At 36.7% G+C, this 26,966-nt stretch carries 20 protein-coding genes, 1 pseudogene and 1 riboswitch; of the genes and pseudogenes, 15 read left to right on the forward strand and 6 right to left on the reverse strand.

Going from position 1 to position 26,966, the window contains the following annotated elements; translation table 11 throughout:
* Position 1: 1 nt before the first annotated feature.
* The 8 genes from gatA (at position 2) to JFU23_RS17430 (ending at position 10,316) form a co-directional block, all read left to right on the forward strand.
* Positions 2 to 1,459, forward strand: coding sequence for an Asp-tRNA(Asn)/Glu-tRNA(Gln) amidotransferase subunit GatA (gatA, locus tag JFU23_RS17395; RefSeq protein WP_201032365.1), 1,458 nt, complete (start codon positions 2 to 4; stop codon positions 1,457 to 1,459).
* 14 nt (positions 1,460 to 1,473) lie between these two features.
* On the forward strand, positions 1,474 to 2,901 hold the full coding sequence (gene gatB, locus JFU23_RS17400) for an Asp-tRNA(Asn)/Glu-tRNA(Gln) amidotransferase subunit GatB (RefSeq protein ID WP_002010050.1): 1,428 nt from the start codon (positions 1,474 to 1,476) through the stop codon (positions 2,899 to 2,901).
* Positions 2,902 to 3,460: 559 nt separating this feature from the next.
* Complete coding sequence (locus JFU23_RS17405; RefSeq protein WP_002010051.1) at positions 3,461 to 4,366, forward strand: diacylglycerol kinase; 906 nt, start codon at positions 3,461 to 3,463, stop codon at positions 4,364 to 4,366.
* Positions 4,367 to 4,560: 194 nt separating this feature from the next.
* Positions 4,561 to 5,307, forward strand: a complete 747-nt coding sequence (locus JFU23_RS17410) for an HAD family hydrolase (RefSeq protein WP_088004745.1) — start codon at positions 4,561 to 4,563, stop codon at positions 5,305 to 5,307.
* A gap of 155 nt (positions 5,308 to 5,462) precedes the next feature.
* Positions 5,463 to 6,827, forward strand: a complete 1,365-nt coding sequence (gabT, locus tag JFU23_RS17415) for a 4-aminobutyrate--2-oxoglutarate transaminase (RefSeq protein ID WP_201032366.1) — start codon at positions 5,463 to 5,465, stop codon at positions 6,825 to 6,827.
* A 306-nt stretch (positions 6,828 to 7,133) separates the two neighbouring features.
* Complete coding sequence (locus tag JFU23_RS17420; protein WP_002167042.1) at positions 7,134 to 8,501, forward strand: sigma-54 interaction domain-containing protein; 1,368 nt, start codon at positions 7,134 to 7,136, stop codon at positions 8,499 to 8,501.
* Positions 8,494 to 9,945, forward strand: a complete 1,452-nt coding sequence (gabD, locus tag JFU23_RS17425) for an NADP-dependent succinate-semialdehyde dehydrogenase (protein WP_002191777.1) — start codon at positions 8,494 to 8,496, stop codon at positions 9,943 to 9,945. Before JFU23_RS17420 ends, gabD begins: the two co-directional genes overlap by 8 nt.
* A 47-nt stretch (positions 9,946 to 9,992) precedes the next feature.
* Positions 9,993 to 10,316 (forward strand): DMT family transporter, encoded by a 324-nt coding sequence (locus JFU23_RS17430; RefSeq protein ID WP_000263259.1) that lies wholly within the window; start codon positions 9,993 to 9,995, stop codon positions 10,314 to 10,316.
* 40 nt (positions 10,317 to 10,356) lie between these two features.
* On the opposite strand, the gene JFU23_RS17435 is transcribed toward JFU23_RS17430, so the two are convergent.
* Both JFU23_RS17435 and JFU23_RS17440 read right to left on the reverse strand, forming a co-directional pair.
* A complete protein-coding gene (locus tag JFU23_RS17435) occupies positions 10,357 to 11,586 on the reverse strand; it encodes an aminopeptidase (protein WP_201032367.1) in 1,230 nt (409 codons plus the stop codon).
* A 114-nt stretch (positions 11,587 to 11,700) separates the two neighbouring features.
* A complete protein-coding gene (locus tag JFU23_RS17440) occupies positions 11,701 to 12,777 on the reverse strand; it encodes a polysaccharide deacetylase family protein (RefSeq protein WP_201032368.1) in 1,077 nt (358 codons plus the stop codon).
* Positions 12,778 to 13,282: 505 nt separating this feature from the next.
* Between JFU23_RS17440 and JFU23_RS17445 the strand changes: the two genes are divergently transcribed.
* Positions 13,283 to 13,990, forward strand: coding sequence for a hypothetical protein (locus JFU23_RS17445; RefSeq protein ID WP_061676134.1), 708 nt, complete (start codon positions 13,283 to 13,285; stop codon positions 13,988 to 13,990).
* Between the two features lie 45 nt (positions 13,991 to 14,035).
* Here JFU23_RS17445 and JFU23_RS17450 read toward each other — a convergent pair whose 3' ends face one another.
* On the reverse strand, positions 14,036 to 15,232 hold the full coding sequence (locus tag JFU23_RS17450) for a NupC/NupG family nucleoside CNT transporter (protein WP_061676135.1): 1,197 nt from the start codon (positions 15,230 to 15,232) through the stop codon (positions 14,036 to 14,038).
* 196 nt (positions 15,233 to 15,428) lie between these two features.
* Positions 15,429 to 15,530: riboswitch (purine riboswitch) on the reverse strand.
* Positions 15,531 to 15,651: 121 nt separating this feature from the next.
* On the opposite strand from JFU23_RS17450, the gene rlmD reads away from it, so the two are divergent.
* The 5 genes and pseudogenes from rlmD (at position 15,652) to JFU23_RS17475 (ending at position 22,149) form a co-directional block, all read left to right on the forward strand.
* Positions 15,652 to 17,028, forward strand: coding sequence for a 23S rRNA (uracil(1939)-C(5))-methyltransferase RlmD (rlmD, locus tag JFU23_RS17455; protein WP_044444283.1), 1,377 nt, complete (start codon positions 15,652 to 15,654; stop codon positions 17,026 to 17,028).
* A gap of 201 nt (positions 17,029 to 17,229) precedes the next feature.
* The gene (locus JFU23_RS17460) at positions 17,230 to 18,219 is read left to right on the forward strand and encodes a tRNA dihydrouridine synthase (RefSeq protein WP_002091313.1); all 990 of its coding nucleotides are present in this window, start codon (positions 17,230 to 17,232) and stop codon (positions 18,217 to 18,219) included.
* 214 nt (positions 18,220 to 18,433) lie between these two features.
* Positions 18,434 to 20,452 (forward strand): annotated as a pseudogene (locus JFU23_RS17465) (GAF domain-containing sensor histidine kinase).
* Positions 20,453 to 20,828: 376 nt separating this feature from the next.
* Positions 20,829 to 21,347, forward strand: coding sequence for a YehS family protein (locus tag JFU23_RS17470; protein ID WP_002029506.1), 519 nt, complete (start codon positions 20,829 to 20,831; stop codon positions 21,345 to 21,347).
* 94 nt (positions 21,348 to 21,441) lie between these two features.
* Positions 21,442 to 22,149: a M48 family metallopeptidase gene (locus JFU23_RS17475; RefSeq protein ID WP_201032369.1), complete on the forward strand. Its 708-nt coding sequence runs from the start codon at positions 21,442 to 21,444 to the stop codon at positions 22,147 to 22,149.
* Between the two features lie 131 nt (positions 22,150 to 22,280).
* Here JFU23_RS17475 and JFU23_RS17480 read toward each other — a convergent pair whose 3' ends face one another.
* On the reverse strand, positions 22,281 to 22,976 hold the full coding sequence (locus tag JFU23_RS17480; RefSeq protein ID WP_201032370.1) for a GNAT family N-acetyltransferase: 696 nt from the start codon (positions 22,974 to 22,976) through the stop codon (positions 22,281 to 22,283).
* 14 nt (positions 22,977 to 22,990) lie between these two features.
* The gene (locus JFU23_RS17485; RefSeq protein ID WP_201032371.1) at positions 22,991 to 24,100 is read right to left on the reverse strand and encodes a mandelate racemase/muconate lactonizing enzyme family protein; all 1,110 of its coding nucleotides are present in this window, start codon (positions 24,098 to 24,100) and stop codon (positions 22,991 to 22,993) included.
* A gap of 93 nt (positions 24,101 to 24,193) precedes the next feature.
* Between JFU23_RS17485 and JFU23_RS17490 the strand changes: the two genes are divergently transcribed.
* Positions 24,194 to 25,471: a transcriptional regulator gene (locus tag JFU23_RS17490; protein ID WP_085308871.1), complete on the forward strand. Its 1,278-nt coding sequence runs from the start codon at positions 24,194 to 24,196 to the stop codon at positions 25,469 to 25,471.
* Here the strand turns inward: JFU23_RS17490 and nhaC are convergent.
* The gene (gene nhaC / locus JFU23_RS17495) at positions 25,468 to 26,889 is read right to left on the reverse strand and encodes a Na+/H+ antiporter NhaC (protein ID WP_002010164.1); all 1,422 of its coding nucleotides are present in this window, start codon (positions 26,887 to 26,889) and stop codon (positions 25,468 to 25,470) included. The two genes, JFU23_RS17490 and nhaC, sit on opposite strands and share 4 nt — an antisense overlap.
* Positions 26,890 to 26,966 lie beyond the last annotated feature (77 nt).

Consider the following 26,966-nt stretch of genomic DNA (forward strand, 5'->3'; position numbering starts at 1 on the left):
GATGTCATTATTTGATCATTCTGTATCAGAGTTACATAAGAAGTTAAACAACAAAGAAATTTCCGTTACGGATTTAGTAGAAGAATCTTACAAACGTATTTCGGATGTTGAAGATAACGTAAAAGCTTTTCTTACATTAGATGAAGAAAATGCACGCGCGAAAGCGAAAGAATTAGATGCAAAGATTGGTGCTGAGGATAATGGTTTATTATTCGGTATGCCAATTGGTGTAAAAGATAACATTGTAACTAACGGTCTTCGTACAACTTGTGCGAGCAAAATATTAGCAAACTTCGATCCAATTTACGATGCGACAGTTGTACAAAAGCTAAAAGCTGCTGACACAGTTACAATCGGTAAATTAAATATGGACGAGTTCGCAATGGGTTCTTCAAATGAAAACTCAGGCTTCTACGCTACAAAAAATCCATGGAACTTAGATTACGTTCCAGGCGGATCTAGTGGTGGTTCTGCAGCAGCAGTAGCAGCAGGAGAAGTATTATTCTCTCTAGGTTCTGATACGGGTGGTTCTATCCGTCAGCCAGCTGCATATTGCGGCGTTGTAGGTTTAAAACCAACTTACGGACGCGTATCTCGTTACGGATTAGTAGCATTCGCATCTTCACTTGACCAAATCGGACCGATTACACGTACAGTAGAAGACAATGCATACTTATTACAAGCTATTTCAGGTATTGACCGTATGGATGCAACTTCTGCAAACGTTGAAGTAGGAAACTACTTAGCTGGTTTAACAGGCGATGTTAAAGGTTTACGTATTGCTGTACCGAAAGAATACTTAGGCGAAGGTGTTGGCGAAGAAGCTCGTGAGTCAGTACTAGCTGCTTTAAAAGTGTTAGAAGGTATGGGCGCAACTTGGGAGGAAGTATCTCTTCCGCACTCTAAATACGCTCTAGCAACGTATTACTTATTATCTTCTTCTGAAGCATCTGCGAACCTTTCACGCTTTGATGGCGTACGTTACGGTGTTCGTTCTGATAATGTAAATAACTTATTAAATCTTTACAAAAATACACGTAGCGAAGGTTTCGGTGATGAAGTAAAACGTCGTATTATGCTTGGTACATTTGCTCTTAGCTCTGGTTACTATGATGCATATTACAAAAAAGCACAACAAGTACGTACATTAATTAAAAATGACTTTGAAAATGTATTTGCTAACTACGATGTTATTATTGGACCAACAACGCCAACTCCAGCATTTAAAGTGGGCGAAAAAGTGGACGATCCAATGACAATGTATGCAAATGACATTTTAACAATTCCAGTAAACTTAGCGGGTGTTCCAGCGATTTCTGTTCCATGTGGATTCGGTGCTAACAACATGCCACTTGGTCTACAAATCATTGGTAAACACTTCGATGAAACGACGATTTACCGCGTTGCACATGCGTTTGAGCAAGCAACAGACTATCATACAAAAAAAGCAAGTCTGTAAGGAGGCGAGCATAGATGAATTTAGAAACAATTATTGGTTTAGAGGTTCACGTTGAGTTAAAAACAAATTCGAAAATTTTCTCTGCGAGTCCAACAGAATTCGGAGCGGAGCCAAATACACAAACAAGTGTAATTGACTTAGGATACCCAGGGGTACTTCCTACTTTAAATAAGGAAGCAGTTAACTTTGCAATGAAAGCTGCAATGGCATTAAACTGTGAAATCGCAACGGAAACGAAGTTCGACCGTAAAAACTATTTCTACCCAGATAATCCGAAAGCTTACCAAATCTCTCAATTTGATAAGCCAATTGGTGAAAATGGTTGGATTGAAATCGAAGTAGACGGTAAAAAGAAACGTATCGGTATTACACGTCTTCATTTAGAAGAAGATGCTGGTAAATCAACGCATGCAGCTGACGGTTCATTAGTAGACTACAACCGTCAAGGTATGCCTTTAATCGAGATCGTATCTGAGCCAGATATGCGTACTCCAGAAGAAGCATATGCGTACTTAGAGAAGTTAAAATCAATCATTCAATATACAGGTGTATCTGATTGTAAGATGGAAGAAGGTTCTCTTCGTTGTGATGCGAATATTTCACTTCGTCCAGTTGGACAAGAGAAGTTCGGTACAAAAGCAGAACTGAAAAACTTAAACTCTTTCACTTACGTGCAAAAAGGTCTTGAGCATGAGCAAGTGCGCCAAGAAAAAGAATTATTATCTGGTGGTATCATCCAACAAGAAACACGTCGTTATGACGAAGCAACGAAGAAAACAATCTTAATGCGTATAAAAGAAGGATCTGACGATTACCGTTACTTCCCAGAGCCAGACTTAGTTGAACTTTACATCGACGATGAGTGGAAAGAAGAAATTCGTGCTTCTATTCCAGAACTTCCAGATGCACGTAAAGCTCGCTATGTTGAAGAAGTTGGCTTACCAGCTTATGATGCGCATGTATTGACATTAACGAAAGAGATGTCTGATTTCTTTGAAGCAACAGTTGCAGACGGTGCTGATGCGAAATTAACATCAAACTGGTTAATGGGTGAAGTACTTGCATACTTAAACAAACAACAAAAAGAATTAAAAGACGTTGCATTAACGCCAGCTGGCTTAGCTAAAATGGTTCAATTAATTGAAAAAGGTACAATTTCTTCTAAAATCGCGAAGAAAGTATTTAATGAATTAATTGAAAAAGGTGGAGACCCAGAAGAAATCGTTAAAGCGAAAGGTCTTGTTCAAATTTCTGACGAAGGAACACTTCGTAAGGTTGTAACAGAAATTCTTGATAATAATGAGCAATCTATTGAAGACTTTAAAAACGGTAAAGACCGTGCAATTGGCTTCTTAGTTGGTCAAATTATGAAAGCTACAAAAGGACAAGCAAATCCACCGCTTGTTAATAAAATCTTACTTGAAGAGATTAATAAGCGCTAAAAAAAGAGAAGAATTCTTATTTTTGAACGCTAAAATAGTATAGATTCTTAAAGATTAAACAGAAAAAACACCCGTATGTGGGTGTTTTTTCTGAGTTAATCAAACGTTTGTTTAAATGGTGAAAAATAATTTAAACAAACGTTTGATTAACTGTCAAAAGTGAAAAAATGTTTGTATAGCAACTATGGTATGATAGTTGCAAAAAGGTGGGAATAATGATAAATCTAGACATAGAGAGTTTTTTCATCTCATGAAATAATAGATAATTATTATTCATTATATGTAAATTGATGTGAGAGAATGGATAGACATAAAGTGAAACTTTAATCAGTGGGAGTTTTACTGCCTGCAAATAGCGGGATAAATTTCTTGGTTAAATAAAGCAAAACTATCAGGAGTGAATAGTTACTTTTGATGGGCTACACGAATCGGGTTCTTACTGCCTGTTTGAGCGGAATTAAAGAAGGATAGGAAGATGAGAGGAGGTAAGCATAGGGATACTGAATAAGGGTTCGGTGTATTCGTTTTTCAATGAATAAGGAATTTCCTGTGCTAATAAATGATGAAGCGAGCAAGAATTATTTATAATCCTACTTCTGGGCGCGAGCTATTTAAGAAGAGCTTACCAGAAGTATTACAAAAATTAGAACAAGCTGGATATGAAGCGTCTTGTCATGCGACAACTGGTCCTGGAGATGCGACTGTGGCAGCGAGGCAAGCTGCGGATCGTAAGTTTGATGTTGTTATCGCAGCTGGTGGTGATGGTACGTTAAATGAAGTAGTGAACGGTTTAGTAGGACATGAGCATCGTCCAAAGTTTGGAATTATTCCAGTTGGAACGACAAATGATTTTGCGCGTGCGATCGGTGTACCTCGTGTTATTGAAGAGGCTGCGGATATTATTTGTGAAGGAACAACGGTACCGTTAGATCTTGGTAGAGCAAATGATACATATTTCATTAATATCGCTGGTGGCGGCCGTATTACAGAATTAACATATGAAGTACCAAGCAAGCTAAAAACGGTATTAGGCCAACTTGCTTACTATTTAAAAGGAATCGAAATGTTACCATCATTACATCCAACATATGTTGAAATTGAGTATGATGGGAAGTTGCTACAAGAAGAAATTACGATGTTTTTAATTACGAATACTCGTTCAGTTGGTGGATTCGAAAAAGTAGCACCATATGCATCTATTAACGATGGATTATTTGATTTATTAGTACTGAAAAAAGGTTCTATCGCTGATTTAATTAAAGCAGCAACACAAGCGCAGCGTGGGGAACATATTAACAATCCGAAAGTACTATATACACAAGCGAATCGTATTAAAGTGCATTCACCTGATAAATTAATGATCAACTTAGATGGTGAATATGGCGGAGATGCACCAATGGAATTTGAAAATATATATCATTGTCTGGAACTATTTGTTCCTGAACATCAAGAGGATGCCCTGTAAAGGCATCTTTTTTTTGCTTTCACCTCACTATTTGCGAGTAATAAGATTCCCTCACTGATTAAAGTTTCTCTATGTGCAGATGAATTGTAAATTGTAAGTTAGTTTGATTTTTATGGTATTTTTACAATCCGTTTATTTTATATCCATATTTTATTGATACACTGGAAGAGATAAGAAATGAGAGGTAGGATGCTATGGAGAAGGTAAAAGCAATATTATTTGATAAAGACGGGACATTAATGGATTTTCATTCAATTTGGATAAAAGTAGCTGAAGAGCTTGTTGCAGAATGTATAAATTTATATCAACTCCCACAGTCAATGCAGCAGGCTTTATTAAAAGAGATTGGCGTAGATGGAGCATTTGTTCACCCGCGTAGTGCGCTCGCTGCTGGAACGAGTCTTGATGTGGCCAAGGGGCTTTGTAAGTATATTGCATCATCTAGAGAAGAAGAGATGCATCAATGGGTGAGTGAAAAGTTGTTTGCTCTTATGTACGAGCATCGTTCACATATGAGAATGACGGCAGATTTACCGAAAGTTTTACAAGCGTTAAAGGATAGAGGGTTTATTCTAGGTGTCGTTACAGCTGATGATTTCGCGCCGACAGAATTATTTTTAAAGCAATATCAATTGGAAGCTTTTTTTGATTGTGTTATAGCTTCAGATACATTTCCAGCACAGAAGCCAGATAAAAAAATTGTAGAATCGTTTTGTGAGAGATTTAATTTAGAGACATGTGAAGTAGCAGTCATCGGGGATACACCGACGGATTTACATTTAGCGAAAAATGGTGGCGACTGTTATGCGATTGGCGTACTATCTGGTACGGGTGATCGTCAAACGTTAGAACCACTTGCAGATTTAGTATTACAATCTGTTGAAGATTTAATTTCTCATTCAGGTGAGTTTATTTGGGAACAAGGAAAGTCTAATGTATAAATGAATAAGTCTATAAGGACTCTATATGAGTCTTTATAGACTTATTTTTTTATGCCGAGATAGTAAGAGAATGGGATGAATACTAGAAAGAGGAAGTTGGCATACATCTTGCAATATAAAGAGAAAACATTGTATAGAAAAGGATGGGGTACACAGTGAACACAAAAAAATTTGCTAAAGTAAATGAACAAATTCCAGGACCGAAAGCAGCGTCTTTATTAGAACGCCGCCAAAATATAGTACCAAAAGGAGTAAGTAATGGTATTCCAACATTTGTACAGTCTGCAAATGGTGCACTCGTAACAGATGTGGATGGAAATCAGTACATTGATTTCGCAGGAGCAATTGGGACAATTAATGTAGGACACTGTCATCCAGCTGTTAAAGAAGCGCTTCATAAACAAGTAGATCAATATATTCATACTGGATTTAATGTGATGATGTATGAGCCGTATATTGAATTGGCAGAAAAGCTGGCCGCATTAGCGCCAGGTAATTTCGATAAACAAGTGCTGTTTTTAAATAGTGGGGCAGAAGCGGTTGAAAATGCAGTGAAGATTGCTCGTAAATATACGAAGAGACCTGGAATTATCGCATTTTCTAAAGGATTTCATGGGCGTACATTAATGACAATGACGATGACAAGTAAAGTAAAACCATATAAATTTGGATTTGGCCCATTTGCTCCAGAAGTATATAAAGCGCCATTCCCATATGAATACCGTCGCCCAGAAGGTTTAACAGAAGAGCAGTATGATGACTTTATCATTGAAGAGTTCAAGAACTTCTTCATATCAGAAGTAGCAGCAGAAACAATTGCAGCAGTTGTAATGGAACCTGTTCAAGGGGAAGGCGGATTTATCGTTCCAAGTAAGAAATTCGTTCAAGAAGTACGCAGCATTTGTTCAGAGCACGGTATTTTATTTGTAGCTGATGAAATTCAAACAGGCTTTAGTCGTACCGGAAAATACTTTGCAATTGATCATTATGATGTCGTTCCAGACTTAATTACGGTATCTAAATCATTAGGTGCTGGTGTACCGATAAGTGGTGTCATTGGGCGTAAAGAAATTATGAATGAGTCTGCACCGGGAGAACTGGGCGGAACATATGCAGGAAGCCCACTAGGATGTGCGGCTGCATTAGCTGTGCTTGATGTAATAGAAAAAGAGAAATTAAATGATAGAGCGATAGAAGTAGGGAAAGTCGTAATGAACCGATTCCAAGAGATGAAAAACAAATATAATTGCATCGGTGATGTGCGCGGCTTAGGGGCAATGTGTGCATTCGAGCTCGTTCAAGATCGCAAGACGAAAGCGCCTGATAAAACACTAGCGTCTAATTTATGTGCAGAAGCAAATAAGCATGGATTACTTCTACTATCAGCAGGAACATATGGAAATGTTATTCGTGTTTTAATGCCATTAGTGATTACAGATGAGCAACTTGAGGAAGGTTTAACAATAATTGAAGAATCATTGCAAGCTTGTTATGAGCAAGCAAATATCGCTCGTGTTTAAAGAATTGGGATAACTTAAAAAAGGGCATAAAGCTTTTCTTTTTAGGCGGAAGAGAGCATCTGGTCATATATAGAATCGATCAGCCCCTTTTCCTGCCCCATGCCAAGCTAAAACAAAGTGAGGGTGTGGTTGTGATAGCATTCTGTATTTTTCAAGGCAGCGAATTATGTGTTGAAAAATATAAATAGATTTGTATAAATAACAAATTGAAAACATTCTAGCTTACTCTATATAAAATGCAGAAAATTCACTTTATAATAAAGGTAGTGAAGTGAATCGATGGATTTAAAGTAAGGGGTGGCTAGGATGGTTGCAGAAAAGGAACGAGTGTTGATGGATTTACAAGATGTATTTGAATATGCATTTGACGAAATTTTTGTTACGGATGATAAAGGAATCGTTGTACGTGTAAATAGCATGTGTGAAAGACATTACCAGCTCTCTGCTAAGGAATTAGTAGGAAAGCATGTAAAAGAACTACAAAAAGAAGGGATTTTTTATCCGTCTGCAACGTTAGAAGTAATTGAAAAGAAAAGGCCAGTTGAACTTGTTCAAACAACGAAATCAGGAGAGTATTTGCATGTTCGTACAAGGCCTGTTTTTGATGATGAGGGAAATTTAAGAAGAGTGATTAGTTATTCTCGTGATCTTACAGAACTCTATCAATTACGTCAAAAGGTAGAGGAAATGGATAATCAGTTAAAAACATATAAAAAAGAATTAAGAGAAACATATGAACACGAAGGACTTATTTTTAAAAGTATCGCTATGCAAAAAATAATCGAAACAATAAAAAAAGTATCAGTAGTAGATAGTACTGTTCTCGTATTAGGTGAGACTGGAGTGGGGAAAAGCCGATTAGTACGCCATTTGCATGAAGTGAGTCACCGGAAGAATGAAAGTTTCTATGAAATTAATTGTGCGGCATTGCCTACGAATTTAATCGAATCTGAGCTTTTTGGATATTCAGGTGGGTCTTTTACAGGTGCAAATCGTGAAGGGAAAAAGGGGCTATTAGAATCAGCGCATAAAGGAACCCTTTTCTTAGATGAAATTGGTGAAATGCCGCTTGAAATTCAAGCGAAGCTTTTGCAAGTATTGCAAGAAAAAACGTTTCGTCCTATAGGCGGAAGAGAATTAAAAAAGGTGGACGTTAGAATTGTAGCGGCAACAAATAGAGATTTAAGTACGATGGTGAAACAAGGAACATTCCGGAAAGATTTATACTATCGTCTGAATGTCATTCCAATTTCAATTCCACCACTTCGGGAGAGAACAGAAGACATTTTGCCGCTCATCTATCATTATTTACAGCATTTTAATAAAAAGTACGGACGGGATGTAAAGTTAGCTCCTAGTACGTTACAAATGTTTGTAGGGTACCCTTGGGAAGGAAATAATAGAGAGATTGAAAATGTAATTGAACGAATTGTTATCACTGCAGATGATTTTGTAATGGTAGAAGATTTGCCACTATCTATGCAAGAGGCCACAGTTGAACAATCCGGACAAAGTCTTTATAGAATGCTGGAAGAGGTAGAGAGAAATATTATTCTTAAAGCGTATAAAACGTATGGATCAAGTTATAAAGTGGCTGAGTTTTTACAAATAAGTCAATCTGCTGCTACTAGGAAGATTAAGAAGTTCATAGAGGAGGAAGAAAACATTGGATAAAAAAGCGACGTTCGTAAACTTAGAGAAAAAAGCGATGTATATAAATGGTGAGTGGATTACACTGCAAGAACAAATCGAAGTGAATAATCCAGCGACAAAGGAAGTATTTGCAACTGTACCAAAGGGCGGGATTACAGAGGCAAAGCAAGCAGTTGATGCTGCACATGAGGCTTTTAAATTATGGTCAAAATTAACGGCAGCGGATCGCGCAGTAAAGTTAAAAAAATGGTTCACGCTCATTGATGAAAATAAAGAAGAAATTGCAGCAATCATGACGAGAGAGCAAGGGAAGCCGTTTGCAGAAGCACTTGGTGAAGTGAATTATGCAAATAGTTTTGTTGAATGGTACGCAGAAGAAGGAAAGCGAATATACGGTGAAATGATTCCTGCTTCTCATCCGAATAAGCGTATTTTAGTTATGAAGCAACCAGTTGGGGTTATGGCAGCTATTACGCCTTGGAATTTCCCGGCTGCTATGATTACGAGAAAGGTAGCTCCAGCACTTGCAGCAGGCTGTACGGCAGTTGTGAAACCAGCGAGTCAAACGCCATTAACTGCATTGAAGTTAGTTGAATTAGCACATGAAGCAGATATTCCAAAAGGTGTAATAAATATTGTAACAGGTAGTGCAAAAGCAATTGCTGATACGTGGATGGAAGATGAGCGCGTTCGAAAAGTTTCCTTTACAGGATCAACTGAAATTGGAAAAGAATTAATGGCTAGCGCTGCGCAAACGATGAAAAAGGTTTCGCTTGAATTAGGTGGTCACGCTCCATTTATTGTTATGAATGATGCTGATTTAGATAAGGCGGTAGAAGCGGTAATTGGTTCGAAATTCCGTAACGCAGGACAAACGTGTATATGTACAAACCGCATCTTTGTTCAAGAAGAAGTGTATGAAGAATTTGCAGGGAAGTTCACAACAGCTGTAGAGCAGCTTAAAGTCGGAGATGGATTCGGCGAAGGAACAACGGTAGGTCCACTTATTGATGCGAATGCAGTTTCGAAAGTACAAGAACATATTGAAGATGCAATTCAAAAGGGCGGAGAAGTTTTATACGGTGGCCATAAATTTGCAGAGTTAGATGGTTATTTCATTCAGCCAACAGTAATTGGATTGGCAAATGACAAAATGCTTTGTATGAATGAAGAAACATTTGGACCGGTTGCACCAGTTGCGAAATTTAAAACAGTTGAAGAAGTAATCGAACGAGCAAATAATACACCATATGGCTTGGCTGCTTATATTTTCACAAAAGATATTAGCCAAGCATTCCAAATTAGTGAAGCTTTAGAGTACGGAATTATCGGCTTAAACGATGGCCTTCCATCAGTTGCACAAGCACCATTTGGGGGCTTTAAAGAAAGTGGTATCGGCCGTGAAGGAGGCCATTTCGGTATCGAGGAATATTTAGAAATTAAATATATTTCGTTAGGACTATAAGTAGTATACTAGAATCTCTATAAGGTAACAGAGAAGGAGATTCTAGTATGGTATATTGGCTATTATTACTCGTAACAATTATTTTTGAAGTAGCTGGAACGATTGCGATGAAGTTATCGAACGGTTTAACAAAGCTTGTTCCAAGTGTACTTATTTTCGTATTCTATGGAATTTGTTTCAGCGTGTTTGCTATCGTTGTTAAAAAGATTCATTTAAGCATTGCTTATGCAATTTGGTCTGGTGTGGGAACGCTACTTATTACAATCATTAGTGTGTACTTTTTTAAAGAGCATATTAATTTATTCCAAGCATTTTGTATTCTCTTTATTGTTTTAGGAGTAATTGGACTGAAAGTGTCATCGGCATCATAAAAGGCTATCTTCCGGCGTGGAAGATAGCCTTTTATTTTTATTAAAACGCCCAGTTACCTCTACGGAAGATCGGCTCATGTCTTCCATCAGCTGTAATGCCGTCGATATCAAGCTCAGCTGATCCAATCATGAAGTCTTCGTGTGTAATACTAGCATTTGCGCCATTTTCAGCAAGTTCTTCTTTAGACATTGTTTTTCCGCCAACTAAGTTAAATGCATAAGCATTTCCGATTGCAAGGTGGCAAGATGCATTTTCATCAAATAGCGTATTGTAGAATAAAATATTTGTGTTTGAAATTGGTGAATCATGAGGTACTAAAGCTACTTCGCCTAAGAAGTGAGAACCTTCATCTGTTTCTACTAAATGTTTTAAAGCCTCTTCACCAGATTCAGCTTTATAGTCTACGATACGTCCGTTTTCGAATGTTAATGTAAAGTTATCAATAATATTACCTGCAAATGCTAACGGTTTTGTGCTAGATACTTGGCCGTTCACACCTGTTTTAAGAGGCATTGTAAATACCTCTTCAGTTGGAATGTTAGCCATAAATGCTACGTTCTTTTCATTTAAGCTACCAGCACCAGCCCATACATGCTTCTCTGGAAGTTCGATTGTTAAGTCTGTTCCAGGGCCTGTATAGTGAAGAGCTTTATAATGTTTTTCGTTTAAGTAATCTACTTTTGTATGTAGTGTTTCATCATGTTCTTTCCATGCTTCCACAGGATTTTCTAAATCAGCACGAGTAGCTTTGAAGATAGCATCCCATAGTTTTGTTTCTTGTTCTTCTGGCGCTACGTCAGGGAATACTTTTGCAGCCCATTCTTTCGTAGGAACAGAAATTACGCACCAGCTTACTTTATCTGCTTGTACATAATCACGGTATACTTTCATCGCTTCTCCAGCTACTTTATGAGCTGTTGCAATTTTCTTTGGTTCTACACCTTTTAATAGATCCGGATTCTCTGCATAGATGGACATAAATGCAGCGCCTTCTTTTGCTAATTCTTCACGAGCATGTGCTTTCCAAGAAGGGAATTCAGAGAAAGCTTCTTCAGGAGCTAGATCGAACTTTAAGCGTGTTAACGTCTCATCATTCCAATCAACATATACGTGTTTTGCACCAGATTTATATGCTTTTTCTGTAACTAGGCGTACAAACTGTACAGCCTCAAGAGGTGCACTGATTGATAAAGTTTGTCCGGGTTGAATATTAACACCAACATTGACTGCAAGGGCAGCATATTTCTCTAACGTTTGTTCAAATGACATATGTATAATCTCCTTTAGTTTGAAAGATTTCTTACTATATATAATACAAGAAAATTCTAAAAATATATATAAATATAACGTAAAAAGAGCTCAAAATGTATTGAGCTCTAATAGTTATTTAATCGAAGAAGCAAATTGTTCTACAGTCGTTGTATGGTGTATGCGAACACGCTTCATTTTTAACAACTCATCAGGTTCACCTTTCGTAATGAATTGTCCAGGCTTCGTTGTTGTTGCAAATTGATAGTGTTTCTTTGTTTCTGCGACAACTTTATCATCTACATGACCGAATGGATAAGCAATTGCGATAACAGGCTTACCTGTTATTTTCTCTAGCTTTTCTTTTGATCCTTTTAACTCTTCATCATAGTTTGTAATTTTCGGCAAGTCTGCGTGTGTTGCTGTGTGAGATTGTACAGAAAAAATACCTGAATCAACCATTTCTTTTATTTCAGATGTAGAAATAGCTCCTTCTACATCAACGTTATCAACAATCATATATTCTGTTGCCGCTGGTTTAAATGTATCGTCTTTTAGTTTTTGTAAAACATGAAATGCATTCATATTATTTTTCATACCGTCATCAAATGTAACGAAAATCGGCTTGTTTACTTTATTTATATCGCCCCAGCGTTCAAACGTTAACAAAGTATAACCATTTTCTTTTAAATACTTCATTTGTGCTTCAAAGTTAGCAGGCGATACGAATAAATCTTTAATACCTTGTCCATGATAATCATCAATTGCGTGGTACATAAGAACAGGAACTTTTTGCTCGAAAGTAATAGTAGATTTCGTAAGTGGAATAGTTTTTCCGCCCTCTGTTGTTCCTGTAGCTTCAATTTGATATTCACCGCGTTTTCCTTCAAATTCTTTTATATCAAAGGGAAGTGTAAATTGTTGATCTTTCTCTTTAGAAGAAAAAGATTTAGCACTTTCCTTTCCATCAGCAGTGCGCCAAATTTTATATTGTACTTCGGTTAAAGAATCTTTTATGTCTGTAATATGAATATTTGCGTTTGTAGATTCGTGCGTAATTGGATTATAAGAAATTTTACCTTGTTCCCGCACCGTCTCTTCTTGTTTCTTAACCTCTTGAACCTTTTTTTCTTTTTTAGGCTCTACATTGCTAGTATTACATCCTGCTAGAATGGCAGATGTACATAAAGCAATCGCTGCGTATTTTCTCATAAAATCACCTTCTATTGTGTATTATGTTGCATACTTACATTAAAATCCCCACCGCTATAAGAGAGGTGGGGATATACCCTTGTTCATCATATCATTTTTAGGTGAATGGTAGGTTAGTGACTTTGAATAGAGGTATTCTTGCGTTTCTTATTTGATTTGATAATGATATAACCTACTACAAAAATAAGAGGGATAATGAATACATAGATTGGCATTCCCCATACATAATAGCTTTTCATGCTTAAAACTAGTAAGTGTAAGAAGTCGAAAAGGGCGTGAGCTTTCATAATATCCTCCAATATATTTTTTACAAATTATAACATTGTTCATTTGTAATTTGTATATTTTGGTAAATAATTTAAGTTAATTTTAAAGTAAGAGAAAGGTTTATTAATATGAAATTTTGCATATGTAGAGTAGTTTCTATTAAAATATCAGGATCTTGGACTATAATAAGAACCGCTATAAATGTAAGTAAGAATGATGTACGGAGTGGAGAACAGAAATGAAATATAAAAAACTAGTATATATCCTTTTCATATCGCTATTCATAGTCGGTTGTCAAAGTAAAGTGAGTAAAGCGAATAGTGTGGAGGAGTATATTCCATCACGCCTTATGAATGCGGAAGTTACGGCGGATATTATGACGCTAGAATTTCCTTATGGGATAAAAGAGAAATTGGAGAAAATCGGAAATAAGATGAGCGCTAGCATTACAAATAATTTAGATTGGTATTTGAAGTATGCAGAAGAAGAAATTATCCCGAAAAAAACTTTTCCTTATCATCAAAACTTGGGTATTACAAAAGAAGAATATGATTTTATGATAGATGAAATGAATAATGCAGAATATATAAATACAAAAGACGGAAAACTCTTTTTTAAAAAGAAAGACCATGAAATTCAAATTCTCTCTGATGAGAATTTGAAACTAATTAAAAATATTCGAATTGATACAGAGAAGAATACAATTAAAACTCCTTTTGGAGAGTGTGAATATGAAGGTGAAATAAAGGCATCGGATGAACAAAAAGCTACTGGGCCATGGAGTGGGAAGATGTGGACCTTAAAAAGCGATGGATTACTTTATCATTTTTCATTAGGAAAGTTAAAAAACATAAACAAATCTATCATTTATATTTCAATAAAAGGTATATATAAAGATAGGATTATCAATACAGAAGAAGCGATCGAATTTCACTCGGTTTCATAAAGAATCAAAAAATCACCTTACTTAAACAAGTAAGGTGATTTTTTATTAAATAAACAATCCAGCGATTGTTGCAGATAAAATAGAAGCAAGTGTTGATGCAAATAGCATTTTCCAACCGAATTTTGATACGATGCTTCCTTGCTTTTCAGAAAGGGCACGGATTGTACCAACGATTGCACCAATTTGGCTAATACTTGCAAAGCTAATTAAGAATACAGTAACGATTCCAACTGTACGTGGATCTAATGTTGCAGCAGCGCCTTTTAAATCAAGGATTGCTACAAACTCGTTTAATACAATCTTCGTACCCATAATACCACCAGCTGGGATAATATCATGAGTTGGGATACCCATTAAGAATGCGAATGGAGCAAGTATATAACCGAAGATTTGTTGTAAAGTAACAGCATATCCCATTGCACCTGAAGCAGCGCTAATTACGTAGTTTACAACTTCCATAACACCGATAAAGGCGATCATTAATGCGGCAACGATACCAGCTACTTTTAAACCATCAAGTGCACCGTTAATCATTGCGCCGATAAAGCTGTCTCCGAATAGAGTTCTATCAAATTTTTGAATCACTTCATCTTCCTTTTTCGTATCAACTGGTGTTAATAACGAACAAACGATTAAGCTTGAGAATAAGTTTAGTGGAAGAGCTGCTAGCACATATTTCGCATCTAACATCATTACGTATGATGCTGTAACAGAAGCAGAAACTGAGCTCATCGCAGAACAACAAATGATAAACATACGGTTTTTATTAAAATGCTGTAAATCGTTTTTAATAACGATTAACGCTTCACTTGAACCGAAGAATACAGAGTTTACTGCGTGGAATGATTCAACGCGTGGTAAACCAGTAATTTTTGAAATTGCACCGCCGACAATACGAACGATGAATGGTAAAACACCTAAATAACTAAAGATAGAAAGTAGTGCTGAGAAAAATACGATAATTAATAATACATTTAAGAAAAAGACAAAATCTCTTTGAATTCCATTAAAGAGAAAATCGACACCTGTCGTACCAAGTTTAATTAGTTTGTTGAAAACTTTACTAATGAAGATGATAATTTGTTGACCAATTTTTGTGCCAAACATAAACCAACCGATTAAAATTTGGAAACCAATCATAATAGCAATTGCACGGAAGTTGATTTTACTTTTGTTGTTTGACAAAGCAAAGCATAAACCTAAAACGACAAGAATACCGATAATGCTCATTACATATTGCATGTAGTTGCCCCTTTCAGAAGTTCGTATAAAGTTTTTACATAAAACGCTCGTTATATTACTAAAAATAAAGTAATGGAAGTTTCATGTCATACGTAAGATGTCTGACCTTTTTGAAAAATAAAAAAAAGACCCTATGGATTCACTTTCATCTATGAGAGAAAGCTAATCAATAGGAGTCTTTTTTATACATAGGCTAATATTCATTAGTTTTCCCCATAGTCCAGCAATTTAAGGTTGCCGGGTAGAAACTCTCGATCCATATTATCGACTATATATGAGGTAACATCGTCCGTATTAAATTAGTAGTAGCGTAACATTACTAGAGAACTATCGTCAATAGCTTTTTTTCTTCCAATAGAAATAGACCATATAAGTATGATAAAATGTAACGCAGTGTTATGAAAAAGAGAGGTCGGAAAATGAGTATAAAAATGACGCCACCAGTTGAAAAAAACGAGTTTATAGACGTAGTGTTTGAAGATTTAACACATGATGGTGCCGGTGTTGCGAAAGTGAAGGGATATCCTATTTTCGTAAAAAACGGATTACCAGGTGAAGAAGCGCAAATTAAAATTATTAAAGTGAAGAAAAACTTCGCGTTCGGTCGTTTAATGAAGCTTCATCAAGAAAGTCCATATCGTAAAGATGCAGAATGCCCCGTGTACAACGAGTGCGGAGGTTGCCAGCTTCAGCACTTAACATATGAAGGACAATTAAAAGCGAAAGAAAAACAAGTACGTGACGTTATGCAGCGCATCGGTGGATTAAGTGATGTTCCTGTTCATCCTGTACTTGGCATGAAAAACCCGTGGGTATACCGCAATAAAGCACAAGTGCCAATTGGAGAACGTGAAGGTGGACTTGTAGCTGGTTTCTATCGTCAAGGAACGCATGACATCATTAATATGGAATCATGCTTAATTCAGGCGGAAGAAAACGATACATTAATTCAAGAAGTAAAACGTATTTGTGAAAAGCACGGTATTTCGGCTTACAATGAAGAGCGTAACAAAGGAACACTTCGCCACGTAATGGCTCGCTACGGACAAGTAACAGGGGAAATTATGCTTGTCTTCATTACACGTACAGCTGAATTGCCAAATAAAGAAGCAATCATTGAAGAAATCGCAGCGAAATTCCCAGAAGTAAAATCAATCGTTCAAAACGTAAACACGAAACGTACAAACGTTATTTTCGGAGACAAAACGACAGTACTGTACGGATCAGAATATATTTATGACTTTATCGGTGACATTAAATTTGCGATTTCAGCACGTTCATTCTATCAAGTAAACCCAGAACAAACGAAAGTGCTATACGATAAAACGTTAGAATACGCAAAATTAAATGGTGACGAAACAGTAATCGATGCCTATTGCGGAATCGGATCAATCTCCTTATTCCTAGCGCAAAAAGCGAAAAAAGTGTACGGCGTTGAAATCGTCCCAGAAGCAATCGAAGACGCAAACCGAAACGCAGCACTAAACAACATGACAAACGCTGAATTTGGCGTAGGAGAAGCAGAAGTAGTCATTCCAAAATGGTACAAAGAAGGCGTAATCGCCGACACAATGGTCGTAGACCCACCGCGTAAAGGCTGTGATGAAGCATTACTAAACACAATCATCGACATGAAGCCAAAGCGCGTCGTATACGTATCGTGTAACCCAGCAACATTAGCACGCGACTTAAAAGTGCTAGAAGAAGGCGGATATAAAACACAGGAAGTACAGCCTGTTGATATGTTCCCTCATACTACGCATGTGGAGTGTGTGGCTTGGCTTAAGTTGGTATAATAAAAAAGCAGTTGATATAGAAAAATCTATACCATCTGCTTTTTGGTTTATAAAAATACCATTCAGCAACGATTTTAGTTAAAATGAGTATTGCTGATTTTCACAAAATATAAATGTCCAAATGTACTTTTGCTATTTGGCTTTATATTTTTAAATTGAGAGTTTGAAATTGTATTCATATTGAGAGGATTTGAATTTGAAATGATAGATAATTTTTGGAATGATTTACCACGACCGTTTTTCGTACTTGCACCAATGGAAGATGTGACAGATGTTGTTTTTCGTCACGTAGTAAGTGAAGCTGGTTGCCCAGATGTATTTTTCACAGAGTTTACAAACTCGGATAGCTATTGTCATCCAGAAGGTATGAAAAGTGTACGTGGCCGTTTAATTTTTACAGAAGATGAACAGCCGATAGTCGCGCATATTTGGGGAGATACTCCTGAATATTTCCGCCAAATGAGTATTGGTATGGCAGAGCTAGGATTTAAAGGTATCGATATTAATATGGGCTGCCCTGTACCGAATGTAGCATCAAGAGGAAAAGGTAGTGGCCTTATTCTACGTCCAGACGTTGCGGCAGAACTTATTCAAGCAGCAAAAGCGGGCGGACTACCTGTCAGCGTAAAAACACGACTGGGCTTTAAAGAATTAAGCGAATGGGAAGATTGGCTAACGCACATTTTCAAACAAGATATTGCGAACCTTTCTATTCACTTACGTACAAGAGAAGAAATGAGTCAAGTAGATGCGCACTGGGAACTAATTCCGGAAATTAAAAAATTACGTGACCGTATCGCACCAAATACGCTAATAACAATCAATGGAGACATTCCTGATCGTCAAACTGGAATGGAACTTGCTGAAAAATACGGTATTGATGGAGTTATGATTGGACGAGGTATCTTTAAAAATCCATTTGCTTTTGAAAAAGAGCCAAGAGAACATAGCAGTAAAGAACACCTTGATCTTCTAAGACTACAGCTTGATCTTCAAGATCAATATGCAGAAGTACTACCACGCTCAATCACAGGGCTTCATCGCTTTTTCAAAATTTATGTAAAAGGATTCCCTGGAGCTGCTGAACTAAGAAATCAATTGATGAACACGAAATCAACTGATGAAGTGCGTGCGTTGCTTGATAAGTTTGAGGCGAGTGTTGATAAGGATGGAGATAGTGAAACAGTGTAACTTTTGAAGGTTAGAGGGGATAGGGTGTAGCGATTTTATGAGTGTTTGTTTCATTTTAATTAAGGTGAACCGTATCATAAGTAAGTGAGGTATTCTATGTAAAACAAGGGTAAGAAAAGAATACAGGAGAAAATTGAAAATGGCAGGTTGGTCTTGATTTTCACTGATATTATCATGTTTATTTTATTATGCCTATAACTTGGAGGCTATGTGAATGTTAAGTGATCAGACGAGATATTCTAGGCTCGCGAATATAACAAAAATAATAAATACAAAATTAGAACTACGTGAAGTATTACAGCGTGTAACAATGGCGATATCAGAGGAGATTGTTAGGTGCAACGCTGTTGGAATTTATTTACCCCAGGAAGATGGAACATTTAGAGGGTTTGCAGGGAAACCAGAGACCATAAATGGCGTAACGCTCGATACTCAGGTAATTGATCCTGAAATAGACTTACTGGCAAAAGAAGTTATTGAAACAAAAAAAACCATCTATATCCCTGATACCTCAAAGGATCATCGGCCGGATCCAAGACCAGTTGATGCGTTCAAAATTAAGTCCTTATTAGCCCTGCCTATCTCATTTGGACAAGAGTTATTTGGTCTGGTTTTTTTATTTGATTATGGAGTTCCAATGAACTTAACAGATTCAGAGATTCAAAGTGTTGAAGCTTATGTAAATATGGCTGCGGTCGCAATTCAAAACGCAAATAATTTAACACAAAAGGAAAACCTTATTGCCGAGAAGCAGCTGTTACTAGATGTTACCCGTGATTTATCAATGTGTTCCTCGATACAGGAGAGTTTTGATAAATGTTTTTTTTACTTAGGACAGATTTTAGAGAGTAAAAACATGGCTGCCCACCTTTTAGACCCGCTAGACAAAACAACGATTAAAACAACGAAGTTAAGCAAGGACTGTGATTGGACAGAAGCGGATTGGATGGAGAAAAGCTATGAAGCCAAGATCCAAGAGGTTATTCAAACAAAAAATATAGATAGTAAGGGTCTACTGATGATTCCATTGGTTTCAATGGGAGAAGTATTAGGGGTAATCGTCGTTGGCAAAGAGGGAAAAGCTCACAATTACGATAATTCCCAAATTTAACTGGCAAAATCTATCGTTGATGCCACAGCTCCTACGTTTTCAAACTTGTTATATATGGATCAACTTGAAAGCATGGTGGAAGAGCGAACGAGAGAACTAGCTGCTGCTAATGAAAAAGTTACAAGTGTGATTGAAATTATTACAGATGGATTCTTTACTTTGAATAATAAATGGGAATTCACGTACGTAAATAAGCATCAATATTTTCCACAAAGAAAAACAGCAAAAGATGTATTAGGTAAGAATATATGGGAGGTTTTCCCGAGTAGCGTCGACGCAGTTATGTATAAGGAATTTCATCGTGCAATGTCAGAACGAATTACAGTTCATTTCGAATTTTTTTCTATCTCTGATGAATATTGGCACGAAGTTATTGCATACCCGTATGATGATGGTATTTGTTGTATTTTTAAAAACATAACGGAAAAAAAGCAATATGAGCAGGAATTGAAAAGGTTATCCAACATAGATTTAATAGGACAAATGGCAGCAGGTATCAGCCATGAGATTAGAAATCCAATGACAACAGTAAGAGGATTTTTGCAGTTATTAAAAGAAGAGCGCACCTATGAGAAACATAATAAGTACTTTAATTTAATGATTGAAGAACTTGATCGTGCCAATTCTATTATTACTGAATTTCTCTCAATCGGTAATACAAGGAAATCGGATTTGCAGATGTTAGATTTAAATTCAATTATCCACGATATTATTCCTTTAATAAAGATTGATACGTATAATCAAAATAAATCTATTCAAGTCGATACAAATGACATTCCGGAATTATTTTTAAATCGTAATGAGATACGACAATTATTAATAAACCTATACCGTAATGGCTTAGAAGCGATGAGCACAGGGAAAGTTCTAACCATTAGCACCTACAAGGAATGTCAAAATTGTGTGGTGCTTGCAGTGCGGGATCAAGGAAAAGGTATCAGGCCTGAAGTATTAGAGAAACTGGGTACTCCATTTTACACGACCAAAGATAATGGAACTGGATTGGGATTAGGCGTATGTTATGCTATTGCTACCCGGCATAATGCGAAAATAGAAATTCAAACAGGCTCGGAAGGCACTACCTTTTTTGTTAAATTTAATTATGAAAATAATGAGCAATAACCTCATTTAGATTAGTTACGGTGAACCGTACCACAAATAAAAAGGAAAACCTAAGTAAACACAATCAATATATTTCACCTGAATTTTGCGTAACATTCATGTTTGAGTTGCCCACTAAATTAGAGTTGCATAAAAAGAAATGGACTAACCTATATCAGGTTAGTCCATTTTTAAGTGTGTTAATTAATAGTAAATCCCCATCCGTAATTTTGCGTGATTATCCCATCCTTTTTTGCTGTTTTAAAATCATCCCCAAAAGCATTAATCCACCTAAGACTACAAAACCTACCTCTAAAATGTTAAAGTAGTAACTTAACGATATTAATTTATACATGCTAAAAGCATTACTATAATCAACATTTCAGGAGGAAATACAATGGCAATGAGCAACAACGATATATTAAAAAGAGTAAGGTACGCTTTAGATATAAGAGATATAGATATGGTAGAAATCTTTGAACTTGGCGGGATGGAAGTAACGAAAGAGGACGTACTTGATATGCTTACAAAAGTAAAGAGAAGTCCACAACATGAAGCGGAAGATGATGATGTAATCGAAGATGAGTACGTATTAACATGCAACATGATGATGCTAGAGGCATTTTTAAATGGATTTATTACTTTAAAAAGAGGGAAGCAAGATCCGAAACCAGGGCAACCGGCACCTGTACAGAGCAAGGAGAGTGCCAATAACCTTCTTTTAAAGAAAATGAAAATAGCACTATCTTTAACGAGTGAAGATGTGCTTGATATATTAGACAGCGTGGGCGTCATCGTAACAAAAGGAGAGTTAGGCGCTTTATTAAGAAAGAAAGGCCATAAGCATTACAAAGAGTGTGGCGATAGATACGCAAGGAATTTCATTAAGGGATTAGGTGTAAAGTACAGAGGATAATAAGTTCGGTGAAACAGTAAATGATATAATAGATAGAGTAGGGCGTTTGTGTCCTATTCTTTTTTATTTGTAAAATAATACACTAGGTGATGAAATGGTACATACATATTTAGGTGAGACAATTAATTTTCATATAACTTATAAGAAGAAAAAGTCGGTGCGTCTTTTTGTAGATTCGTACGGAAATGTGGAAGTGCAAGCTCCAAAGGGAACGCCTGTTGAATACTTAGTCCAATTGTTAGAGGAGAAATGGGATTGGATTCAGAAAACACGTAAGGAAATGCAGGAGCGAGCGCTTGGTCCACAGGAAAAGGATTATGATCAAGGCGAGGGCTTTCTGTATTTAGGGAATACGTATCCGATACAGATTTCTCAAGATGCAACTATTACGCAAGACAATGCAGTTTTTGAAGGGGAGAAGCTACACATTTATGTGAATGAGCTTAAGGATGAGAAAATCCAGCAAGCTTTAAAACGATTTTACTATAAGCAGTGCAAGGCATTAGTAGAGAAGAGTATTAAAGCGCATCAAAGTAATTTTAAAACAAAACCGCGTTCTATTCGTATTACGGATAGTAGTCGTACGTGGGGAACTTGTGATTCAAATTTACAACTAACATTCAATTGGAAGTTAGCAATGGCACCACAGCGAGTAATTGATTATGTAGTCGTTCATGAAATGTGTCATATGGTTCATTTAAATCATGATCGCTCTTTTTGGCGTCTTGTCGGGAAGATAATGCCTGACTATAAGGAAATGGAAAACTGGTTAGCGTTATCTAGTTGGAAGATGACGGTTTAGTAGGAAATATCGATTTTTGTCGGTAAATCGATATTCCTTGTTGAATCGTTAATATAATTTCCTTTACCAAGGAACTGTTCAGTGAGGAGAACGTAAAAAGGAAGGGGTATCCCTTCCTTTTTTCATATAGATTATCGCCCAAACTTCACAACGAAATGCCCATCTATTTTCTCCATCTCATATCCACGATACCCCTCCGAAAGCAACGCCTGCTGTTCATCAGCATAACTCATCGGGACATCTTTAACATCCGTCCAATCTCTTTCTGTATCCTTACGCAATTCCTTCACAAAAACATACCGCATACTACCACCATACTTTTCCTTCAGTGCAGCAATTTCCATCCCTTGCGCAAACTTATCTTTTAAACTAGGAATGTTAAAAGGTGCAACGGTGCAACAAACATAGTCGTACTGGCTGTCTTCTTTTTGTAATTCATCCATGATGACTGTGGCTAATATTTTTTGCGTGCCATTTCCTCGGCAGTTTGGATGAACGTTTGAGATTTCTTGATAGATGACGCGGTGTAGCTGACTTTCTGGTAGACCAATATCAAGCCCTAAATGTTCATCGTCGATAGGAGGGACTAGTAGGGCACGAAATGCGATGAGCTCGTTTTGTATAAACGCACCGATCATCATGCCATTTCCTTCTAGAATGTATTGAAATTCTTCTAGCGAGAGTGGTTGTAAACGACCTTTATCTTCTAGCGCTTCAACTACAACGTTTTGTAATGATAAAATTTGTTCCATATGTTCTAAAGATAGTAATGTAACGTGAAATGGATCGTTGTTTTGTTTTAATTTTCCTTCGTAAAGAGTCGTCATGTGTTAGTCCTCCTTTAGCGTACAACGTCTTGAAAGACGGTTAATTCTTGTAATGTATTTTCGTTTATTTCAATGCCGAGTCCTGGCTTTTCGTTTAAGCGAATAAATGGTACGTCGTAATGTAAGTTTCCGATGTCTTTCGTGAATTTTAATGGTCCCGTTAGCTCGACGCTAGTAATGATTTTTTTTGAGAAAGCGACATGGAATCCTGCGGAAGAGGCAACAGATGATTCGACCATGGATCCAACTTGGCATTCAATGCCTGCCATTTCAGCTTGATGAGCGAGTTTTACAGCTGGATATATGCCGCCGCATTTCATTAGTTTTATATTCACTTTATCAGCTGCGTCTAATTTAATAATTTGGCGCATTTCACGAGAGCCTTTTAGTCCTTCATCAATCATAAGCGGAAGATCTGTTTTCGAACGAATATGAGCCATTGCATCAATATCGTCTGCGACAACAGGTTGTTCAATCCAGTCGATGTTTAAATGACCTAATGAACGAAGTGCTGTTAATGTGTTTGCACTATTTTTCCACCCTTGGTTTACATCAACGCGAATCGCGATATCATTTCCTACACGTTCACGTACAGCTTCAATTCGTTTTACATCTTCTTTTACATTTGTACCGACTTTCATTTTGAAAGATTGGTAACCTTTTTGAATCATAGAGGCAGCTTCTTCAGCCATGTCTTCTGGATCTGCAATACTTAAGACGTGAGTGACAGGAAACTCTTCATGATAGCGTCCGCCAATTAATTGATATACAGGTTGATTTAATTTTTTGCCCATTATATCAAAACAAGCGATATCAATCGCAGCTTTCGCTGTAGGAACACTGTAAATCGTATTGTCCATCATATCGTGTATTTTTTCGATATTCATTGGATTTTTCCCAATTAGAGCAGGAGCTAGTGTATGTTTTAAAACATGGAAAGTACTTTCCCATGATTCACCTGTAACGTGATCATCAGCAACGCCTTCACCGTAACCGATAATGCCTTCATCTGTTTCCATTTTGACGATAATAGAAGGCATATCAGAATAAGAACCATAACTAATAACAAACGGATTGCGAAGTGGTAAACGAATTGCGTAAAGATGAATAGCTGTAATTTTCATTGAATAAAGACCCCTTCCTGTTTACAATGGTTTTGTACATTTGATATAGTTGACGTTAAATAGTCGTTAATTAATGATAAGGAGTTAGAGAAAATGATGATAAAAATTGCAGTTGTCGGTTCAAAAGAGTTTATGGAGAATCTTTTACCTATTGCTCATAAACTAGAAGAAATAGAGATTGATCCATATATTTACCTTCATCCGGCAGAATCTTCTGAACTATTAAAGCGTTTAAAACCTTGTGATGCTATCTTTTTCTCAGGTGCCCTACCTTATTATATGGCAAAAGAAATAAGAGAACAATTACCAATTCCAAGTGTATATTTGCAGCAAGACGAGACAACTGTCGCATCTTCACTCCTTTCTATAATATACCATCAAAGTATTCAACCTCATAAAATTTCAATTGATTTAGTAGATCGTTCGTTTATTACAAATGTGTTCCATGACATCGGTCTAAAAGAAACGCCGCAAGTGATGGATTATGAAAATATGTTATGGAGTAATGATGAAATTAAGAGAATCATTGATTTTCATTTAGCTAAATATCAATCTGGAGAGGTTGATTTAGCTTTAACTAGTATTCACGCTGTCTACGATGAACTTCAAAAAATAGGGATTCCTTCAGAGCGTATGATAGATCCAACGCAATCAATTATACATGGGTTAAAAGATGCAAAAATAAAAGCTGAGTTAGCAAAAAGCCATTCAGCTACTGTTGGTGCTTGTATTATATCCTTTATAGAGTTACAAGAAAGCTCGCTTGAACAATTAAATGTAATTTCAAAAGAATTACGTGGTTCATTTAAACAAGTTGATGAAATGACTTTTATTTTGTATACAACTCGTGGTGATATTGAATTGAGTATAAAAACAAATACGATAGATCGTTTATTTATGAATATAGAAGGCGCAGTATCTATTGGATTTGGTTACGGAAAAACAGTAAATGAAGCGGAACAAAATGCAAAAATCGCTCGAGGTTTCGCAAAGAATAATCCGATAGAAAGCTGCTTTTATATACTAACAAGTGATAAAGAATTATTTGGTCCGTTCCCGAAAGAACAGAGAGTACAAAATTTAAAAAACGATACTCCTGAATTAATGAAAATAGCGAAGGAAACGAAGCTTAGTCCTGCAAACTTGTCAAAAATTATTCAGTTTAGTCAATCGCATCCATCATTGAAATTTACAGCGGCGGATCTTTCTGAGTACTTACAAGTGACTCGGCGATCGACGGAAAGGCTGTTAAAGAAATTAGTTGATTACAGATATGCCAATATTTGCGGCGAGGAAATGCCCTATCAACAAGGGCGCCCTCGTGCAATATATGAGCTAAATTTACCGTTGTATTCGTTTCAAAAATTTTAAGCTTCTAGTTGTGCTTTTTGTTTTTTCAGTAGGTCTGCTTTTTCAATATCAGATAGCTTCGTAATTGTGAAGCCAGTTATACCATAAATGATTGAGATAATAGGTACGATGAAATTCAATATAGCATAAGGAGCATATTCGAATGCACCGACTCCAAGTGTTGCGAGTATAAATACACCACATGTATTCCAAGGTACGAAAACAGAAGTTAATGTTCCACCATCTTCTAATGCTCTGGATAAATTTTTAGAATGTAGTCCTTTTTCTGTGTACGCATTTGCATACATTCTTGAAGGAACAACAATCGAAATATATTGTTCAGAGCAAGTAAGATTCGTTGCAAAGCAAGATGCGATGGTAGAAGCGATAAGTCCTTTTGATGATGTCGCTAATTTTAAAATTTGATTTACAATTGAGCGAAGAATGCCAGTATGTTCTAGTACTCCGCCGAAAGTCATAGCGACAATTGTCATAGAAACTGTATTCATCATAGAGCTTAAGCCACCACGGTTAAATAGTTCATCTACTAACTTGTTTCCAGTGTCTATGACAAATCCACTTTGGAGTGCACCGACAGCTGATGAGACAGAGCCACCTTGAATAAAGACTTGTGATAAGAATCCTAAAATAACACCTACGAGAATAGCTGGTATAGCAGGGACTTTTTTAGCGACCAATACCATAACGACTACGGGTATAATTAATAGGAAAGGCGAAATAACAAAGTTTTGTTGCAATACTTGTAACGTTTGATCGATGCTTTTTGCATCGATATTGTTATCGCCGAAGCTTCTTCCTAAGAAAGCATAGACGATAAGAGTAATAATTAAACCTGGAATTGTAGTAAATAACATATGACGAATATGTGTGAATAAATCTGTATTTGTTAATCCCGCTGCTAAGTTTGTCGTGTCTGAAAGCGGTGACATTTTATCGCCAAAATAAGAACCGGAAATTATAGCGCCAGCAACCATTGGAGCTGGGATTCCCATACTTAGGCCAATTCCCATTCCAGCAACACCGATTGTTCCCATTGTAGACCAAGAGCTACCGATTGCTAATGCAACGATAGAACAAATAATTGTAATTGAAACTAAAAATAGTGATGGAGTTAAAAGTTTTAAGCCGTAATAAATCATAGTAGCGACGATTCCGCCGCCAATCCAAGCACCGATCGTTAAACCTACAAGAATAATGATAACGATAGCGGGTAATGCAAGGCGAATTCCTTTATACATCGATTCTTCAATGTCATTCCATTTGTAACCGTACCGCCAAGCGACGATCGAAGCAACGGTTGTACCGATAATAAGTGGGACGTGAGGGCTTTGTTCTAATACAACAATTGTAACCATCATAACTGCAACTGTAATGATAATAGGGATTATTGCTATGCCAAAAGGTATTTCTCTTTTCATAAACTGCCTCCTCATTATGTATGTTTGTATTTTTAGAATTGTCGCAAAATAGACGTTATTAAGTTATAATAACTAAA

Source organism: Bacillus sp. TH50, assembly GCF_016650565.1.
In the GTDB taxonomy this organism is placed as follows: Bacteria; Bacillota; Bacilli; order Bacillales; family Bacillaceae_G; genus Bacillus_A; species Bacillus_A mycoides.

What these genes read in the sequence shown, in the direction of transcription:
- gatA (WP_201032365.1), top strand. Translation starts at nt 2, where the DNA reads ATGTCATTATTTGATCATTCTGTATCAGAGTTACATAAGAAGTTAAAC.
- gatB (WP_002010050.1), top strand. Translation starts at nt 1,474, where the DNA reads ATGAATTTAGAAACAATTATTGGTTTAGAGGTTCACGTTGAGTTAAAA.
- JFU23_RS17405 (WP_002010051.1), top strand. Translation starts at nt 3,461, where the DNA reads ATGATGAAGCGAGCAAGAATTATTTATAATCCTACTTCTGGGCGCGAG.
- JFU23_RS17410 (WP_088004745.1), top strand. Translation starts at nt 4,561, where the DNA reads ATGGAGAAGGTAAAAGCAATATTATTTGATAAAGACGGGACATTAATG.
- JFU23_RS17420 (WP_002167042.1), top strand. Translation starts at nt 7,134, where the DNA reads ATGGTTGCAGAAAAGGAACGAGTGTTGATGGATTTACAAGATGTATTT.
- JFU23_RS17430 (WP_000263259.1), top strand. Translation starts at nt 9,993, where the DNA reads ATGGTATATTGGCTATTATTACTCGTAACAATTATTTTTGAAGTAGCT.
- JFU23_RS17435 (WP_201032367.1), bottom strand. Translation starts at nt 11,586, where the DNA reads ATGTCATTTGAACAAACGTTAGAGAAATATGCTGCCCTTGCAGTCAAT.
- JFU23_RS17440 (WP_201032368.1), bottom strand. Translation starts at nt 12,777, where the DNA reads ATGAGAAAATACGCAGCGATTGCTTTATGTACATCTGCCATTCTAGCA.
- JFU23_RS17445 (WP_061676134.1), top strand. Translation starts at nt 13,283, where the DNA reads ATGAAATATAAAAAACTAGTATATATCCTTTTCATATCGCTATTCATA.
- JFU23_RS17450 (WP_061676135.1), bottom strand. Translation starts at nt 15,232, where the DNA reads ATGCAATATGTAATGAGCATTATCGGTATTCTTGTCGTTTTAGGTTTA.
- rlmD (WP_044444283.1), top strand. Translation starts at nt 15,652, where the DNA reads ATGAGTATAAAAATGACGCCACCAGTTGAAAAAAACGAGTTTATAGAC.
- JFU23_RS17460 (WP_002091313.1), top strand. Translation starts at nt 17,230, where the DNA reads ATGATAGATAATTTTTGGAATGATTTACCACGACCGTTTTTCGTACTT.
- JFU23_RS17470 (WP_002029506.1), top strand. Translation starts at nt 20,829, where the DNA reads ATGGCAATGAGCAACAACGATATATTAAAAAGAGTAAGGTACGCTTTA.
- JFU23_RS17475 (WP_201032369.1), top strand. Translation starts at nt 21,442, where the DNA reads ATGGTACATACATATTTAGGTGAGACAATTAATTTTCATATAACTTAT.
- JFU23_RS17480 (WP_201032370.1), bottom strand. Translation starts at nt 22,976, where the DNA reads ATGACGACTCTTTACGAAGGAAAATTAAAACAAAACAACGATCCATTT.
- JFU23_RS17485 (WP_201032371.1), bottom strand. Translation starts at nt 24,100, where the DNA reads ATGAAAATTACAGCTATTCATCTTTACGCAATTCGTTTACCACTTCGC.
- JFU23_RS17490 (WP_085308871.1), top strand. Translation starts at nt 24,194, where the DNA reads ATGATGATAAAAATTGCAGTTGTCGGTTCAAAAGAGTTTATGGAGAAT.
- nhaC (WP_002010164.1), bottom strand. Translation starts at nt 26,889, where the DNA reads ATGAAAAGAGAAATACCTTTTGGCATAGCAATAATCCCTATTATCATT.